This is a genomic window from Roseovarius salincola, from assembly GCF_026891095.1.
Lineage (GTDB): Bacteria > Pseudomonadota > Alphaproteobacteria > Rhodobacterales > Rhodobacteraceae > Roseovarius > Roseovarius salincola.
Genome location: NZ_JAPTNL010000033.1, coordinates 1 through 16,844, shown reverse-complemented (window position 1 = coordinate 16,844; position 16,844 = coordinate 1). Strand labels below are relative to the sequence as shown.

14 protein-coding genes are annotated in these 16,844 nt (G+C 56.8%); 3 read left to right on the top strand and 11 right to left on the bottom strand.

Annotated features, from left to right (window positions below; all coding sequences use genetic code 11):
* Positions 1-301 (top strand): hypothetical protein (locus N5A93_RS18965; RefSeq protein WP_268956664.1); only part of this gene is annotated, 301 nt, incomplete at its 5' end.
* Between the two features lie 94 nt (positions 302-395).
* On the opposite strand, the gene N5A93_RS18960 is transcribed toward N5A93_RS18965, so the two are convergent.
* The 11 genes from N5A93_RS18960 to N5A93_RS18910 form a co-directional block, all read right to left on the bottom strand.
* Positions 396-4,028 (bottom strand): peptidoglycan-binding protein, encoded by a 3,633-nt coding sequence (locus N5A93_RS18960; protein ID WP_268956663.1) that lies wholly within the window; start codon positions 4,026-4,028, stop codon positions 396-398.
* 115 nt (positions 4,029-4,143) lie between these two features.
* The gene (locus N5A93_RS18955) at positions 4,144-5,037 is read right to left on the bottom strand and encodes a hypothetical protein (protein WP_268956662.1); all 894 of its coding nucleotides are present in this window, start codon (positions 5,035-5,037) and stop codon (positions 4,144-4,146) included.
* Between the two features lie 160 nt (positions 5,038-5,197).
* Positions 5,198-5,695, bottom strand: a complete 498-nt coding sequence (locus tag N5A93_RS18950) for a hypothetical protein (RefSeq protein WP_268956661.1) — start codon at positions 5,693-5,695, stop codon at positions 5,198-5,200.
* 122 nt (positions 5,696-5,817) lie between these two features.
* Positions 5,818-6,654, bottom strand: coding sequence for a 3-oxoadipate:acetyl-CoA acetyltransferase (locus tag N5A93_RS18945; RefSeq protein ID WP_268956660.1), 837 nt, complete (start codon positions 6,652-6,654; stop codon positions 5,818-5,820).
* 6 nt (positions 6,655-6,660) lie between these two features.
* Positions 6,661-7,284, bottom strand: a complete 624-nt coding sequence (locus tag N5A93_RS18940; RefSeq protein WP_268956659.1) for a glutathione S-transferase family protein — start codon at positions 7,282-7,284, stop codon at positions 6,661-6,663.
* 78 nt (positions 7,285-7,362) lie between these two features.
* Positions 7,363-9,315, bottom strand: a complete 1,953-nt coding sequence (locus N5A93_RS18935; protein ID WP_268956658.1) for a TRAP transporter permease — start codon at positions 9,313-9,315, stop codon at positions 7,363-7,365.
* An 81-nt stretch (positions 9,316-9,396) separates the two neighbouring features.
* Positions 9,397-10,476, bottom strand: coding sequence for a TAXI family TRAP transporter solute-binding subunit (locus tag N5A93_RS18930; protein ID WP_268956657.1), 1,080 nt, complete (start codon positions 10,474-10,476; stop codon positions 9,397-9,399).
* A gap of 91 nt (positions 10,477-10,567) precedes the next feature.
* On the bottom strand, positions 10,568-11,332 hold the full coding sequence (locus N5A93_RS18925) for an SDR family NAD(P)-dependent oxidoreductase (RefSeq protein ID WP_268956656.1): 765 nt from the start codon (positions 11,330-11,332) through the stop codon (positions 10,568-10,570).
* 3 nt (positions 11,333-11,335) lie between these two features.
* Complete coding sequence (locus N5A93_RS18920; protein ID WP_268956655.1) at positions 11,336-12,250, bottom strand: beta-keto acid cleavage family enzyme; 915 nt, start codon at positions 12,248-12,250, stop codon at positions 11,336-11,338.
* 74 nt (positions 12,251-12,324) lie between these two features.
* Positions 12,325-12,804, bottom strand: coding sequence for an acetyl-CoA carboxylase biotin carboxyl carrier protein (accB, locus tag N5A93_RS18915; protein WP_268956654.1), 480 nt, complete (start codon positions 12,802-12,804; stop codon positions 12,325-12,327).
* A gap of 10 nt (positions 12,805-12,814) precedes the next feature.
* The gene (locus N5A93_RS18910) at positions 12,815-13,624 is read right to left on the bottom strand and encodes an IclR family transcriptional regulator (protein ID WP_268956653.1); all 810 of its coding nucleotides are present in this window, start codon (positions 13,622-13,624) and stop codon (positions 12,815-12,817) included.
* A 126-nt stretch (positions 13,625-13,750) separates the two neighbouring features.
* On the opposite strand from N5A93_RS18910, the gene N5A93_RS18905 reads away from it, so the two are divergent.
* Together N5A93_RS18905 and N5A93_RS18900 are read left to right on the top strand one after the other, a co-directional pair.
* Positions 13,751-15,112, top strand: coding sequence for an acetyl-CoA carboxylase biotin carboxylase subunit (locus N5A93_RS18905; protein WP_268956652.1), 1,362 nt, complete (start codon positions 13,751-13,753; stop codon positions 15,110-15,112).
* Positions 15,109-16,563, top strand: a complete 1,455-nt coding sequence (locus tag N5A93_RS18900) for a pyruvate carboxylase subunit B (RefSeq protein ID WP_268956651.1) — start codon at positions 15,109-15,111, stop codon at positions 16,561-16,563. Before N5A93_RS18905 ends, N5A93_RS18900 begins: the two co-directional genes overlap by 4 nt.
* The last annotated feature ends 281 nt before the right edge of the window (positions 16,564-16,844 follow it).

Sequence of the window (16,844 nt, the reverse complement as noted above, 5' to 3'; positions counted from 1 at the left end):
GTCATCGAAGGCGTCACATTCACCGACGGTGTCGCCACAAACGACACTGCAAACCGCGCCGCTTGATCAGGCCGCGTCACCCAAAATCACGCATAGCTCAACAATGATTTTGGCTGGGCCGAGAAACCTACTTCTTTCCCTGTTTTCCAAAGCACCCCGATCGGCGGCACAGGACACCTTTCACCCAGATTTTTTGCTGGGCTTCAATGATTGCGCTGCCGCAGGATGCGCCACAGCGATCACAAAGCAGATCGGAGCAGCGCTGCTGAGAACAAGAAACGGGTCGCATCAAGTCTCTTGAACAACCAGGCTCAAAGGAAATCCGGAGAAACAAGTACTCTCTGGGCTTAACGATTAAAGGTCAGGTGCCTGACAACACTTGGCAGATTTCACTGTCAAAGATCAAAGTCCTCTGCCTCCGTTGACTGAACTTCAGCGCCGTCCTCCCTCTGCTTCTCAGCAATTCTGTTGATCGCAGCCGGATTCGAGATGGCTTGCCGGAACTCCACGATTCTTCCGTCTGCACCATAGCTCAAGGCAAGCACCATCACTTCATGGTCTGGGCATTCCGCAGCATCTCCAAATAGCATTGGCAGTGATAACGGGCTCGCTACCGGCGGCACAGTTGCATCACCATTCTCATCAAACCACGCTGCACGAGTGTCCACGGGAGCGAAATATCCTTGGGTACGCTTTTTCTTGTCCCGGACCATGGCGCTGGCATTACCCTTGCTGCCTGTCATCACAGAACGCATGCAAGTCCTCTGATCCGAGGTTGTCGCACGAAGGTCGGTATCCTGCGGCCAGTCCCAAATCTCAATGTTGGTCGGTTGTCCATCTTCTGGCAACGCTGCTGTGTCTAGCGTTTCATAAGTCCGCATCAGTTGCGTGCGAAGCTGTTTCCAGGTGGGTCCACCGCCTTCCGGGAAAATGCGCGTCCTGGAAACCGCAGTTACGGTATCTTCCAGCCCCGGAGCTTCATGGTAGATCGCAACGAGCTCTTTCTTTCCGGAGGCCTCCAACAAAATGGCGCTGTGGTAGGCGGCGAAGCTCTCGATTGATCCAACGTTATTCTGTTTAACGTATTCTTGCCGACCTTCCAAAGTTGCTTGGTAACGCATGTCCGCGCCAATGCGGCGCGACAGAGAATCTACTGACGCCTGGAAATCATCTCCAATGGCGACATCCAGGATAGAGAAAGAGCCAGACGATATCGACACGTCAATTCCGTCAGTTGCATCGTCCTGAGATTGGGCGATCACTTCGGGCTCCGCGTAGCGATGGCGCAGCAACACGTCCTCGTCCTCAATGACAAGCTGGCTTCTACCGGCGTCGAACAGAACGACCTCAACTGGCGTGTAAAGCAACGTGATATGCTGCCCAAGGTTGGAGCCATAAGACGTGTCGATGCCCGTAACCCTGATGGACATGAGCGCATCGAGCTTGGGGAAGGATTCAGAATTATTTTGAAGGTTCTGTGCCACATCGGGAAGCGCGGGAATGAAGATGCCGCGATCTTTTGCATCACTCATCGCAGTTAACGACATCGCTCTGTCGGCTTCAGGCGCCCCTTCGTTGAAGGTCAGGCTTATGCTTCTGACCGGCCAGCCCTCTCGATTGAAGTCATACGCGTCCATACGGATGCCAGCCTTCACCCACGGAGCAGAAGGAGCTTTCGCTCTGTCTCTGGACAGCTCAAGGAGTTCAGTAGCTGCGGCTCTCTTGGCGAAGGCATCAGAGCCGCCAACCCAGCTATTTTCCACCTGTTGCTGGATGATTTCCTCTGGAGAAAGATCGACGAACTCTTGGGCATTTAAGATCAGGTCAGACTGCCAAGCGAGGTCCACGCTCTCATAGTCTTGCCGCTGCGTTTCAGAGAACACGACATGCGCTATCTCGGGCGCATCTTGCCATCTGATCTTGTTGTGCGCACGGCGGATGACGAGCCGCCTTGGATGACCCGCCAAAACCAGGCGCTCAGACCCATCCGGCATTGTCACAATATGCTCTGCGGTGACTGTTATCTCAAGGTTTGAAAACGGACGCCCTCCGTCTCTGTTTTCATATGCAGGCAGTGCCTGGTCGACCGGGTACGCGTCAGCCGACTGTGGGAGGAGCAGAATGACGCTGTCGAACGCAGATACCGAGGATGGAGCCGGGACCGCAGTATGGATGATGGCATCGAGCGGCAGGCCAAGAGCCCGGGCCACGAAGTCGAGGTCGCGGTTTCGCAGATGAACGAAATCAGAAAGCGAGCGTCCGGACCTTGCCAGCTCGTCATCATAATTGGCTCTGAAGGCAAACTTCAGGCCGGTCTCGCCAGAGAAGAAATCCTGCTTGGCAAGATCGTCGAGCGTGCTCTGTTGCGCGCGGGCAGCGATGACAGCAACTTCATCAGCATTTTCCAGCCACCACGCCCGATCGAGGTCGGATAAGCGCCGCGCCTCTGGTGTATCATCGACATCCCTGAGATCGGATTCCGAAAACCGGTAGAGCACCTCGGTGAGATCAAAGGCTGACCGCAGCTCAATCGGGCCGGTTACTGTCGCCGTTATCCTCAAGGCAGGACGCCCGTTCTGTTCTTCTGTGAGGTGCCCACGCAATGTGGCAGGCATTGCGATTGCGAAGCGTGTACCTCCGATGCGCTCCACGATCTTTTCTGCGCTGGTGGGGTCGATCGGGAAGGCTTCTGGCCTGGATTGGGCCTCGATCGGCAGTTTTACCTTCAGGCCCGCTACATTACCGACAGCATTGGGCTCCGCCTCAAAACACCTTTCGATATCACCCGGGTCGAGCGGGTATAGTTGACGATCGAAATCATAATCACCCACGTTGACCGAGCAAACCAGCGTAACGTCAACGGCCTCTCTTGCGCTCGCGCGGACTTTCTCAATCAGAGTTTTCCGGAGCTCACTTTCTACCCGCCTCCGGGCAAACTCATTCTGGTCTATACGTGAGAATTCCCTGAGCCGTAAAAGTGACGTGATCTGCCCTTTAGAAAGCATGAGATCGAGCGTTCTTGATGGCTGTACATCAGCACGCGCAAGGGCATCACGGATTTCCCACTCGCTCAGCGGAAATGATGCCAGAAAAGGCCCTTCAAGCTCTGTTCCAAGCAGTTGTGTGCCAACGAGGGATTTGACGGTGTCCGTCGGGTTTTGCCCGCGGCTGTTATTTTTCCACTCCCGGTTCAGATACCCTCCCATGTAGGCAATGAAGATGTCGGCTTCGGAAACCGTTGGGCCGGGTTCTTGATCCGGCTTACGAGCGACATCCCGATCCTCTCCTTGAGATCGGCGTGTTTCGTCCGATCCGACACGTCCCCCGCTCTTTGATGCGACAACTGCCAGATTTTGAGACCGGACCGCCATGGAGTTGACGAGGCACTGGACATCTGCGCCACAAGAATTTCGCTGTGACAACCAAGCCTTTTGACTATTCTTGATTTGCGCTTCGGTTCTGGAATCCGCACCACTCATGGCAGCTGAATAGTTTCGCGCGATCGCACGATCCAATTCAGCAAGGTCTGGCGAACCGCAGATCGCAAACTCGGTTGGCGTCGATGCGCGGCCGCAATCGAAGCTTGGGCCGGATGAGGACGTTCTGCGATCTTTCTGGACGGGGTTTTGCGCTGCGGCCCAACGTAGGTCGTCCTGAAGGCGTGTGCTGGGGCGACCAGTCGCCTGCATACCGTTGTCACGCTGGAAGGCGGTAATTGCGTCGCGCGTTCTTCCGCCCATAATCCCATCGGCGGGACCCGGATCGTAACCTGCTTGTGACAGCAGTGACTGGATTTCTCTGATATCCTGCCGAGACATGCTCGGCTGCTGAACAACACGCGGCTCGGACCGTTGGGGGTTCTGAGCGGTGCTGGGCGTCTGCGCATTTCCCTGCCCTCGCCGCAATATCCGGTCGGCCTCATTGATTATCCGGGCCCCGTTGAGAATTCGGTTCAAGCTGTCAGAGTGCACGGGGGTAGAATGAAGACCCATCGAGAGGGTCAAAAAAATTGCGATACGCTTCAACATGATCACACCAGAATCTCTTTTTGCAAAATAAGGCCCCGATTTTATCATAGAATCGCCTAATTCTCAAAGTCAGCGTCATTTATGGCGCCTCAAGAGACAGCAAGCGGCTGAACAATCAGTCCATGTCACGCAAACGAATTGTCGGATCTCCCGACTTCTCGCTCTGAGCAGCGGGCGCGCTTGTTGGTTGGCCGGGTATGATCTCTGACGTTCCGTCTGAAGGTATCGGCTGTGATCCGGGAATAGGCTCGAAACCGGACATGAACTTTTCAGAAGGTCGAACGCGTTGTTTTGAAAACCGGACCATATCGTCGTGGGAAAACCCCGCATTCAGTCCGGCCTCGAGATTCTTATCAAGCCAAGCTTGATCCAGATTCTGGCGAAGCAAGCCGTTGAATTGGACCGCCGCACTGAGGGCCTTGTTGTTTAGAAGCCCAAGCCCCGTCTCCCAGCCCGGTTCGAGGACAGTTTCAGCAACTGCCAAAGAACGAGCGAGCCCCGCCGGCGAGACCGCGGTTGCGGCGCCGAGTGTCAGCGAAATGCCGCAACGCAATTGCCCTGGCAGAGTCACCGCAATCGCAGACGCACGTATCAATAGCTCCCTTGCCTTGAATGCGCGATGAAGTTCATCCGATTTGGCCCGCTTCCAGTCGAACAAATCCTGTTTCTGCTGAGAATACTCCTCTCTTACAATACCCCGGATTTCTTTGCGGTCCTCTTCAAGGCGTTTGGCTGTGGCTTTGTCATCCGCATCTCGTGCGGCAGCGATCGTCTTTTCGTAATACTCGGTGATCTGCTTTCGCTCTTTAGAGTTTTCTTCTGAGAGCCGGTGATAAATCTCGAAGTACGTGTCCTCCAGTGCAGCCTTCTGAGCATTGTAATGTTTTCGGAGTTCCCCGCCGTGATACTGAATATAGCCACGCGTCAGGGCGGGGCCTCGGCAGACGTCGTTGAGATAAGCGTGTGCAGGTGATGTGGTGGCGAGCGTGAGTGGGAATGCTATTGCCATAACGCAAGCACGCCACGTAGCATTCCAACTCATAACTTGAGGCCCTTTTCAAATGACAATGTGAAAATTTACATCCAAATCGAAACCATAGCACATTCTGCTCGCGTCGGGAGCACACTGCCAAAGGAGGAGAAATCCGTGCGGGCTCAGTTCTACCCGCTCACTGCATGAGATAGGTGGCCGCGAGCCAGAGTAGCCCGAAGCCCAAGGCCATGAGTGTCGCGATTTTCAAGAGACCGTAGGCAATTCTTATACATGCGGCGGCGAGCAACGCCGAGCCACCCAGAAGTCTTGGGACGGCATAGACGCACACCCAACCGATAATGCCGACACCCGGCGCCATTCCGAGCGTCAGTGACCATATAAAAATAGCTGCGAGAGCCACTCCGACACCAACCAGGAGTGCGAAAACATGGAAGGTCCGAGCGGTCGTGAGATCAACGAACCAGTCGTTGATGCCGTCCGCGATCCCGTCGAACACTGTGTCGTTGATCATCACGAATGGGCTGGACCCCGAGGTCGGCGTCGTAGGCGCTGCTGGCTGCTCACCGCGATGGGACTTACCCAACTCACCCATCATGGTCCCACCCGAATATCCGGTATTGAGGCCAGTGAGATAGTCGTGAAAATCCTTGTCAGTCGAGTCTTGTGTCGGCATGAAACTTTCCCCCCGAAAAACCTCCTTGCAGACGAATCTGATATTTCATGCGATCATGATAGCGGCTGATAACGACGACGAGTCAAGATAAGCGTTGTGGAAACCAAGTTCGCCTGACCGTCTCACGAGCCCCTCGGTTGCAGGCCGAGAATTCGCCGCGCATCTGTCGGCGTCGAAACCGGTCGATCATGCTTTTGGCAAAGTTCCACAGTGCGGCGGACCAGTGCGGCATTCGACGGAGCGAGCGTCTCCTTGTCGAGTCGGATGTTGTCTTCGAGTCCGGTTCTGCAATGTCCGCCATTCTCGATGCACCATTCATTGAGCGTTATCTGATGCGGTCCGATCCCGGCTGCACACCATTCTGCGTCGGGTGCAAGCCGGCGAACGGTCTTGACATAGAAATCGAAAACTTCCCGATCCACTGGCATCGCGTTCTTCACGCCCATCACGAACTGAATATACAGTGAACCCGGTATCCGTCCGTCGCGGTTCATGGCGGCCGCCTGAAAGATATGTCCCAGATCGAAGGCCTCAACTTCAGGTTTCACATCATATTTGCGCATTTCCGAAGCTAGCCAGTCTATGAGTTCCGGAGCATTCTCGTACACCCTGTTGGGAAAATTGTTGGATCCGGTCGTGAGCGACGCCATTTCCGGCCGAAGCGGCAGCATCCCTCCTCGATCCCTGCCAGTCCCAGTGCGCCCGCCGGTCGAGAACTGGATGATGATCTCCGGACAATGCTTTTCGAGCGCCTCTTTCAGACGCGCGAAGCGCTCGGGATCGGTCGTCGGGCTCTCGTCATCATTGCGGACGTGGCAATGAGCGATGGATGCGCCGGCCTCATAGGCTTCCTGCACCGATTCCACCTGTTCCGACACGCTGATCGGAACTGCTGGATTATCTTTCTTTCTTGGCACGGAACCGGTGATTGCGACGCAGATGATGCAAGGTTTTGCCACGGCTTACTACTCCTGTTTGGTATCGATATCGGGGTGGGTTTCCCGGAAGATGTCCGTTTCGCGCCATTTGCGGCTCAGGGCGCCAAGCGATTCATAGCGGTCCATTTCAAGATGATCGCCAAGAGCGATATTCAGAAAGTCATACATTACGACTGTGGTGATGACCGTCTGAGGAAGATCGTCACTTGCGGGACGTGGCGAGAAATGCGCATTGAGCCAATCCAAGCCCGATCGCACCTGCCCTAGGTTATGATCCACCCAAGGTTGGTGGATCTTGTCCTCGGGGCGCATCACCATCTCGTAGCGGGCCGCAGCGGCCTTATCCATGACCCCCAGTCCGACCGCCAGAATGCGAAGGTCCGCCCTGCGATCAGGCTCACGAGGTGGCAGCAACGCGCGCCCCGGCCCCACGACCTGGTCCAGGTGGTCCAGAATGGCGCTGCTTTCGAACAACACTTCGCCATCGTCCAGGATGAGCGCGGGAATCCTACCGACCGGGTTGACCTCCCGCACGTCCTCGAGATTGTGCCAGGCGGTCAATGGCCTGCGTTCGAACGGCATTCCCAAGATGTTCAGACTGACCGCGACACGCCGGGTGTATGGGGAAAGGAATCGACCGATCAGAATCATGGGGTCTCTCTTGTCTGACGCGTGTTCAACTGCGGTCCCCAAGCATGTCCGCGTCTGACAAAAGCTTGGGGACGCTGATCATGTGGCCGTTGCGGGTCGCAGTCGCGAATAGACCAAACAGGCCACAAGCCCGATCGTCAGACTGCCGAACAGGGCGATATCAAGCACGATGGGCCGACCATGCTGGGTGAGAGTGACGTATCCGATGGCGACAACGATCAGGAAATATCCGCGCCCGATCCATCCGAGTTTCATGAAGCAATACCCGAAGGCGGCGATTGCACAGGCAAACTGCGTCGCCAGGACCTCCAGGACCGGCATGATGATCAGGTAATTGACATTCGGGAAATCCAGCAGCGGTTTGTTGAAGACGACAGCGAAGGGAATGATGAATGTCGTGCTGGCGATCTGAAGCGAACGAACAATCGTGGACCAGAAGGACGCGCGCGCCAGTTTTGCCGCTGCAAGAACCGATACGGCCACAGGTGGTGACAAAGTGGAGAACACGGCGAAATAGAACACGAAGAAATGCGCGCGAAGCAGATCCACGCCCACCTCCTGAAGGAAAGGCACCACAGCGAGCGAAGCCACCACATATGCGATCGGTGTCGGAAGCCCCATGCCCAAGACGAGCGACAATAGCATCGCCCCGATCAGGAGCAGTATCTCGCTGTCCGGAAGCATGGTCGCCAGCAATGTCGCCAGACGGCCGGAAAGGTTCGTGCTGGTCATCACCTGCCCCAAGGGCCCTATCGCGAGGATAAGAAGCGACAGAAGTGTCGTCAGAACCAGTCCTTCGCGAAGAGAGGACACGAGATCGGCAGCGGAGGGGCGGTAGCGCCCCTGAAGAAGCGAGAGGCCCAGGGCCACCGCAATGCCCGCCAAAGCGGCATATCCCGCGGACCGGAAGCCGAGCAGAAGCCAGATCACGACGACGAAGGACACGAGGAATGTGGGTGCCATCCGCCAGATCAGCTGATGATCCACAGGTTCATCCAGTTTTGGAAGGCCTCGGTAAAGAGAATAGTTTCCAACCGCAAAAGCGACACCCGTCAGATAGAGCAGACCCGGTATCAATGCAGCAAGAGCGACCTGAACATACGGAAGCCCGAGAAATGCCGCTATCAGGAAACCGCCGAGGCCCAGAATGGGCGGAAGAATCTGACCTGCCGAGGATGCGGATGCTTCAATCGCGCCGGACATAGCCGAGCCGAACTTGTGACGCTTCATCATCGGGATGGTAAAACGACCGCTCAGCACCACATTGGACACCGCCTGTCCCATGACCGCGCCAATCGAGCCGCTTGCGATGATCGCCGGCAGCGCCGCACCACCGCGCACCCGTCGTCCCGCAGCCTTGCCCAGTTCAATGGTCAGTCGGAGCATACCTGCTCCGAGAAGCGTCGTCCCGAAAAGCACCAAAAGGTAGATTTGGTCTGCGGCCACCCCGGAGAACTGGAAAAACCCCTGGTTCGTGTTCAGGGAGACGTAGTTCATGACGAAGGCGTCCGAATACCCCGGGTGCTTGAGAAGCGCTATTGGAATATGCTGGCCGAAAAAGAAATACAGGATCGAACCGGCACAAAGACTGGCCAGCAATAACCCCCAGTGAAACCATGTGAGATAGATGATTCCGATCATGGTCAGGAAGCCGGAAGCGACTGTCACCTGATCGAAGAACGGGGCATTGAGGACAATCCAGTCCAGATACCATCTCAGATATCCGAGTCCCGCCAGCCCGCAGAGCATGGCGAGAATGACGCCGATTCTCTGAAGAGCAGGGTAGCGCCTGTGCTGTGCATCCTCATCGCTTACCTGTGCGGGGCTGCTGATTTCACTCAGGGCCAGCAAGCCGCTCATGGCGACGATGCCAATCGCGAAGTTCACGTAGAACTCCGGCCCATGCGACACAAGGCCGAAGACGGAGATTGCCAGGTAACCCACGAGGCTCAACCCTACGAACCATACCGCAAACTCGACTAGACGGCCCGATAGGGACATCTTGGACATGGCTAAAACCTGATGAGACATCAATCGGTCCTATCTTCAAGACATCATTGAAGCGACAGAAGGCGCTCACGCCTTCTGTCTTCTTGGGTTGCGGACGAGTGCTTATTTCTCGGGATACCTGACCGGCGAGAAATCCGCGGCCCGATCCCAGATGCCAAGTTCCTTGTAGGCCTTGATGGCACCGGGATGAGCTGTTTCTTCCGAGAGACCGTCGATCATGGTCGCCTCCGACCAGAACTTCCAGAAGCCGGTTCCGGTATCACGCAGGGCCGGACCATGCTTGTGCACAGCCATGACGAGCTTGTATGCCTTGTCTTCCGGAAACTCCGGGTGAACCGCGTTATAGGCGCGGTTCACGCCAGCGAGGAAATCTTCCTTCTGACCAGGCATGCTGCCCGCTGGGACGTTGACCTTGATCAGCGTCATCCCGAACTCTTCGTTGACGGCATCAATCGCCTCCTCGGTCACGCCAAGATAGGTGATCTCCTTGCCTGACGCCTCGATCTTGCTGGCAAGATCGTTGGTCCACCACAGATCATTGTCGGCATTGGTCAGAAGCGCTACAAGTGCTGCGTCGGTCGTGCCGTCAATAAGCTCCTGCGTCATCACAGGCGGCGTCACGTTGCGGATGTCGGTATTCTCATCCGTGATACCATATCCATGTTCCAGCAAAAGAGTTGCAGCCATGCCCCAGTCGCTCTGGGTGGGCAGACCAAGCGAGACACGCTTTCCCTTAAGGTCCTCAATGGATTTGATCGAGGGATCAAGCGTGATGAAGAATTTCCCCTGGGCAACACCGCCGATACCGAAAAGCAGCTTGAATTTGATCGGCACCGCCTGAGGCATGAATTTTTCGAGTCCTTCCCTGCCGCCTTGAAAAGCGGCCTGGATAACCGTGTCTTCAGTGCCGAAAACCGTTGTCTTCCAACGCGCCTCCTCAGCCATGGCCCGGACATTATACATGAAGCCCGGGGTCTCCTGTGCCGCCGGCAGGATGTCGGAATCGTCTCGCGCCATCCGTGCCGCCAGCACCGTGTTGGTCTGCACCACGCCGCAGCCAAGAGGGCAAGCCAGCATGGGGATGACCTCTTGGGAAGTGGCCATCGAACCGGTCATGACACCCGCCGCGATGGTCGCGGCCGATACGAGTGACCGAACACTCCAGAATTTCTCTTGTTTCATTTTTTCCTCCCTGTTTTTCAATCGTCGCGCCCATGTTCGTCAGGACGCTGTTGTCAGTTGCTTTCGTTTTACTGCACCTCCTCCCTTGGCGTTACTTGAGTGTCCTGCCGCCATCGACATAGATGGTCTGACCGGTAATGAAGCGCCCTGCGGGCGACATCAGCAGCAGCGCGCTTCCAAGAAGATCGCTTGGCTCTCCGAACCGGCCCATCGGGATTTGCGCGAGTGCGTGTGCCCGGGTTTCCGCGTCAGCCAGCAAGGTGGTTTCCGTCATCGGTGTCCTGATTACTGCAGGGCCAATCGCATTGACGGTGATTCCCTTGCGCGCCCATTCCATCGCGAGAATCCTCACGAGCTGCGCCAGCGCGGCCTTGCTGGGCGAATAAGCCGCATAGTTCTCGTTCACGACAGTGCTTGACACTGACGCCAGGTGTACGATCTGACCGCCCTCGTCCTGCTCCATCATGACGCGTGCGGCGATACGAGAAAGATAGAAGGCACCGGTCACATTGACTGCCATCGTCTGGACGAAATCCTCCGCCCGCATGTCGACTGCGGGTGCGAATCTTGCGATTCCGGCGCTGTTGAGAAGCGAGTCCAGACGTCCGACCCGCGACCGGATCAGGTGGAAAACATCCTTGACGCTCTTTTCATCCGTCACATCGAGGGAGGTGGAAAAGTGCCCGCTTCCGTCGAGTTGTGTGACAACCTCCGCGGCCTCTTCCGCCAAGCTGTCGGCCAGCACGATATGCGCGCCCCGTTGCGCGAGACCTTTGGCAAGCTCCAGTCCCAGCCCTCGCGCACCTCCGGCGACCAGAACGACACGGCCCGAAACATCGAAAATGGGATCCGTCATGATCTAGCCGCTCACGCCACGACCCGTCGGATCGTTTGGCTTGTGGTGCAACATGGCGCGCGCATAGTCGATATCCGCGACCTCGCGCCCGAGTTCATTGATGATCCGTCCTGCACGTTCAACCAATTGCCGATTGCTCTGGGCAAGCTCGCCCTTGGCATAGAAAACCGTATCCTCGAAACCGGTTCTCATGTTGCCGCCCATTGCGACAGCCATCGTGGTGAGCGGCAATTGCGAGCGTCCGACCGAGACGATTTGCCAGTTCGAGTTCTCGGGGATCGCCTCGAGCATCGTGAGAAGGTATTTCGGCTCGGCCGCCACTCCGCCATTGATGCCCAGAACGAAACTGAAATGCATCGGGTCGGTCAGGATGCCCTCGTCGCGAAGCTGCACCATGTTCAGGACATGGCTGATGTCATACACCTCTAGCTCGTTAACGATCCCGCGCTCGCGACAGCCGGTAATGAACTCCCGGTTCCAGGCCTTGGAGTTGTCGAAGAGGAACTCCGCATCCTTGTGCTGAAAATGGAACGTGCCCGCGTTGACGGTCAGCATGTCTGGCGCCGGATCGATATCCAGCAGCGCCATCCGCTCCGCCTGCGTGAAGCCGGTCCAGCGGCCCTCTCCCTCGCGCCGGATTCCTATCCCATTGCCGACCTGGGTGATCATGTCCGGGCATCTCTCCTTGATGCCTGCGATCACTTCTCCATAGATCACCGGGTCACATGAGGTGCGTCCTTCTTTGTCGCGGACATGGATATGCGCAATCGTCGCTCCCGCCTCGTAGCAGTCGGCAAACGCATCGATGATGTCTTCGGGCTGCTCCGGCAGAGCAGAGTTCGCTTCCTTTCCGTGAAGCCCTCCCGTTGGTGCGACCGTCAGCACAACCTTGTCCGTCGATTGAAGTCTCGGTTTCATGCGCTTCCTCCCTGATATCCGCGTTCAAACAACGATCCTGTGCAGCTCCCGATGCCCTCGTCGAATGGCTCTCCCTAGTTTGGCTCGATACTGAAAAGGACCTGGCCAAACTCAACCAACTGACCATTTTCGGCGCCGATACTCCTGACCGTTCCCTCGGTCTCGGCATGGACCGTGGTGAACAGTTTCATGACCTCGATCATGCAAAGCGGGTCACCCTTGTGAATGCGTGAGCCGACCTCGACGAAGGGGGGCTCATCGGGCGAGGGCGCCGCGTAGAAAGTTCCGACCATAGGCGAGCGAACGACTTCGCCGCCCGCGCCTTCGAAAGCAGCAGCGGCAGGCGTTTCTGCGCTCTGCGATGGCGCGGGGTTGACTATTGTCGGTTGTGACGTTTCTGTCGCTGCTGGCGGCGCAGTCGCCGAAGAGACGGCGCTTCCGCTACCGTGCCGTCGCACGACAAGTTTCACACCCTCCGTTTCCAACACGACCTCATCGCAGGATGACGAGTCGATCAGACTCAGAATTTCGCCTACTTCCTGATACTTGAGCATGGTGCTCCCCTTATTCTTCATCCATGAGCCAGGTTGCAGATATCTCTTCCGCCGCCTCCAGCAGCGCAGGGATGTGTTCGACCGCCAATGCAATTGGCATCCGCGCCTGTGGAGCCGATACCGCTATGGCGGCGCAAACCTTGCCGCGTGAATCACGCACAGGGACAGCGGCACAGACCACCCCGGCCAAAAACTCCTGATCGTCGATTGAGTAGCCGGATGCGCGAATCTCGGCGAAATGCTCCTCCAGCCGATCGGTATCCGTAATGGTATTGTCGGTGTAACCATGCAAATCCGACAGCGCCAACAGATGCTCCCGCCGCCGTTTGGGCTGGTGCGCAAGAAGCATCTTCCCCATCGACGTGCAATGCAACGGCACGCGAGAGCCGACACTGAAGCGCAGTCCGAACGGCCAGGATGACTCAACACGATCCGCGTATAGAAGCGCGCCGCCAGAGATGAGCCCAAAATTGCAGGTTTCCCCGGTCACTTTCGACAGCCGCTCGAGAACAGCGCGCTTCGACCCGTGCCGCACAGATGCCTGAACGACATTCAAAGCAAAGCTGAACAGACGGGGGCCAGGAACAAAGCCGCGCCCGCCTGGCTCGTGCACCAACAACCCGTCCATATCCAGTTGATGCACGATCCTGTGCACCGTCGGCTTCGGCATATCGAGCAATACCGCCAGCTCCGAAGTGGTGAGCGGGCGGTCCGAAGACCCGACGCACTCCATCACCGCGAAGGTCTTTTGAGCAATGCTGGTGCGGTCGCCTGTTGGGCTGCTGATAATGTCGGGCGCTGTCACGAAGTTGGTCTCCAAATGTAGAATCAAACTACAAAATACCAAACAATGAAATTTTTTGTTTTACAATATGAAATTTTGATTGCCATTGATCTTATTTATGGCACGTTAAAGAACATCGAAATTTGACCATTCGGGATTGATGTGAAGAAAGTTCTGATCGCAAACAGAGGCGAGATAGCGCTCCGCGCCGTGCGCGCCTGCAACTCGCTCGGCCTTGAGTCGGTGGCCGTCTATTCCGCCCCCGACGCTGCCTCTCCACATGTATGGGCAGCCACTCATTCTGCCTGCATTGGACCAGCCCCAAGTGCGCAAAGCTACCTGAACACGGATGCGCTTTTACACGTCGCGCTTTCTCACGGATGCGATGCCGTTTATCCGGGTTATGGTTTTCTGGCAGAGAATGCCGATTTCGCCGAACGATGCGAAAAGGAAGGGTTGGTTTTTATCGGCCCTGACGCCGAAACGATTCGCCTGATGGGCGACAAGGCGGCAGCAAGAAAGACCGCTAAGAAACATGGTGTGCCCGTTGTCCCGGGTTCGGAGGGAGCCGTCAGCAGTGCTGAGTCCAGCGCCGCGGATATCGAGAGCATCGGATTTCCGATACTCATCAAGGCGAGCGCAGGCGGCGGTGGCCGAGGCATGCGGATTGCGCAGACACCCGAGGAGTTTCCAGGCCTTTTCGACCAGGCCAGCCGCGAAGCGGAACAGGCCTTTGGCGACGCATCAGTCTATCTCGAACGTCTGATATCGAAGGTCCGCCACATCGAAGTGCAGGTTTTCGGCGATGGCAAAGGCAATGCCGTCCATGTTGGCGAACGCGACTGCACTGTTCAGCGGCGCCATCAGAAACTTCTTGAAGAAGCTCCCTCTCCGGTTCTGACCAGGCAAGAGCGGGAAGAACTCCAGGCCAGTGCGGTGCGGCTCACTGAGGGCGTGAAATATCGCGGCGCGGGGACGGTCGAGTTCATTTTCGACCCTCAAACTCGCGAGTTTTTCTTCATTGAGATGAATACGCGCATACAGGTGGAACATCCCGTCTCGGAAATGCTGGCCGGCGTGGACTTGATCGCGGAACAATTCCGCATCGCGCGTGGCGAAAGCATCTCGGTTGAACCGCCGCAAAGCGGAGCTGGACACGCTATCGAGTTCCGGATCAACGCAGAGTCCTTTGAAAACGATTTTCGCCCTTCCCCCGGTCGCATCCAGCAGTGGGAACCCCCGCGCGGCCCGGGCGTGCGCATCGACGGGTTTGTAACCACAGGGAGCACAGTGCTGCCTTACTATGACTCCATGGTCGCAAAATTGATCGTCCATGGCGCTGATCGCCCGCAAGCGTTGGAGCGTGCGCGCGCTGCTTTGTCAACGTTCAGGATCGAGGGCATCGACACGACCCTCGGTCTGCACCTTCAGATCGTCAGCAACCCGGACTTCATAGAGAGCGATATCCATACGAAGTGGGTCGAAGAACGCTTCCTGCCGGAACTTCACGGGAGAGACCAATGAACCGCTCGATCCGCCTAGTGGACGTAACACTGCGCGATGCTCATCAATGCCTATGGGCCACACGCATGACGACGGGCATGATGCAGGAAATCGCACCTCGCCTCGATCGGGCCGGCTTTGAAGCGATCGACCTTGTCGGCGGCGCCGTCTTCGATGTTTGCGTGCGCTACTTGCACGAGGATCCGTGGGAACGAATGCGAATTCTCAATAGCTGGGTGACTGAAACCCCGCTGATCATTCACACGCGTGGCCAAAGCCTGTTCACCTTCGAGTTCTTTCCCGACGACATCGTCGAACTGGCCGCCGAGCGCTTCGCCGCGAACGGTATGCGGTACCACACGCCGTATGACGCGCTCAACGACATGCGCAATTTGGAGATTCCCATTCGTGCAGCCAAGAAGCACGGCATTCACGTCGTGGGAGGCGTGGTCTTCACCTACAGCCCGGTCCATACCGACGACTATTACGTCAAGAAAGCCAAGGAACTCATTGCACTTGGTGTGGACGGAATTTTTCTTAAGGACGCCAGCGGCCTTCTGCGGCCGGAACGCGTCGCGACGCTGGTTCCTGCACTCAAGAAAGTCATGGGTGACATGCCGTTGCAGATCCACACACACTGCAATTCGGGGCTGGCACCCTATGTCGTTCTCCAGGCCGTCGAACACGGCGTGGACGTTGTGCATACCGCAACTTCGACGCTGGCAAATGGGGTCAGCCACAGCCCGACCGAAAGGGTTACCCAGAATCTGCGCCGCCGCGGTTACGATGTTCAGATCGATCTCGAGCCGATCAAGGAAGCCGCGGAACGCCTGGCATTCATCGCCGCAGCCGAAGACAAGCCCGTGGGCGAGATCAAGGAATATGACGAGTTCCATTTTTACCATCAGTGCCCGGGCGGCATGGTGTCGAACCTAGCCTACCAACTTGAAACCATGGGTCTTGATGGAAGGCTGAACGAGATTCTCGAAGAAGCCTGGCATGTCCGCGAAGATCTCGGATACCCGATCATCGTCAGCCCCTTCGCACAATACATCGTAACCCAGGCAATCCTGAATGTGGTGGGGCGCGATCAAGGTCAGGAACGCTATGACTCCGTTCCCGATGAAGTGCGTCTCTATGTGCGCGGGGGTTATGGAGAGATCGCAGGAAACATCGATGAAAACCTTTACGACAAGATTACCCGCGGTGCAGATCCGATCACCGATCGTCCGGGCGCGCTTCTTGCGCCCGCGATCAACCGGCTGCGTGATAGCCGCGGACCGTTCGAAAGTGACGATGACCTACTGCTGGCCGCGTTCTATGGCGAGCGCGAATACAGCGCCCTGAAACAGGCCGGTCCGATAGATACGGCTTACCCGTTGGGAAAGACGCCTCTGCTCACTCTGATCAAGGGCATTGCGGACAGACCAGACATTTCAGGGTTCCACTACTTTGAAAAGACCGTTCAGTGAAACCGCCTCTCCCGGCGACCTCCGGGATGATTTCCGGTCTCGCCGGCTAATCAGCGACTGGATCGCCACCTGATGAACCGCTCCGGGTTTTCCGGAGGCTCCAAATCGAGGAAGGATTGGAGCCATGGAAAAAGACAACAGAGCGAACCGCTATTCACCTGAGACACGCGCGAGAGCCGTGCGGATGTTGACCCAGCCCCCTGAACTCAGGCCATTGAGGTGTTAGTAATCCGTCCGAGAAAAGGATGGATCATGAAACGCAGATTTTCAGACGAACAGAT

Coding starts and splice junctions, on each gene's coding strand:
- N5A93_RS18900 (WP_268956651.1), top strand. CDS start 15,109: ATGAACCGCTCGATCCGCCTAGTGGACGTAACACTGCGCGATGCTCAT.
- N5A93_RS18960 (WP_268956663.1), bottom strand. CDS start 4,028: ATGTTGAAGCGTATCGCAATTTTTTTGACCCTCTCGATGGGTCTTCAT.
- N5A93_RS18955 (WP_268956662.1), bottom strand. CDS start 5,037: ATGGCAATAGCATTCCCACTCACGCTCGCCACCACATCACCTGCACAC.
- N5A93_RS18935 (WP_268956658.1), bottom strand. CDS start 9,315: ATGTCTCATCAGGTTTTAGCCATGTCCAAGATGTCCCTATCGGGCCGT.
- N5A93_RS18925 (WP_268956656.1), bottom strand. CDS start 11,332: ATGACGGATCCCATTTTCGATGTTTCGGGCCGTGTCGTTCTGGTCGCC.
- accB (WP_268956654.1), bottom strand. CDS start 12,804: ATGCTCAAGTATCAGGAAGTAGGCGAAATTCTGAGTCTGATCGACTCG.
- N5A93_RS18940 (WP_268956659.1), bottom strand. CDS start 7,284: ATGATTCTGATCGGTCGATTCCTTTCCCCATACACCCGGCGTGTCGCG.
- N5A93_RS18920 (WP_268956655.1), bottom strand. CDS start 12,250: ATGAAACCGAGACTTCAATCGACGGACAAGGTTGTGCTGACGGTCGCA.
- N5A93_RS18950 (WP_268956661.1), bottom strand. CDS start 5,695: ATGCCGACACAAGACTCGACTGACAAGGATTTTCACGACTATCTCACT.
- N5A93_RS18930 (WP_268956657.1), bottom strand. CDS start 10,476: ATGAAACAAGAGAAATTCTGGAGTGTTCGGTCACTCGTATCGGCCGCG.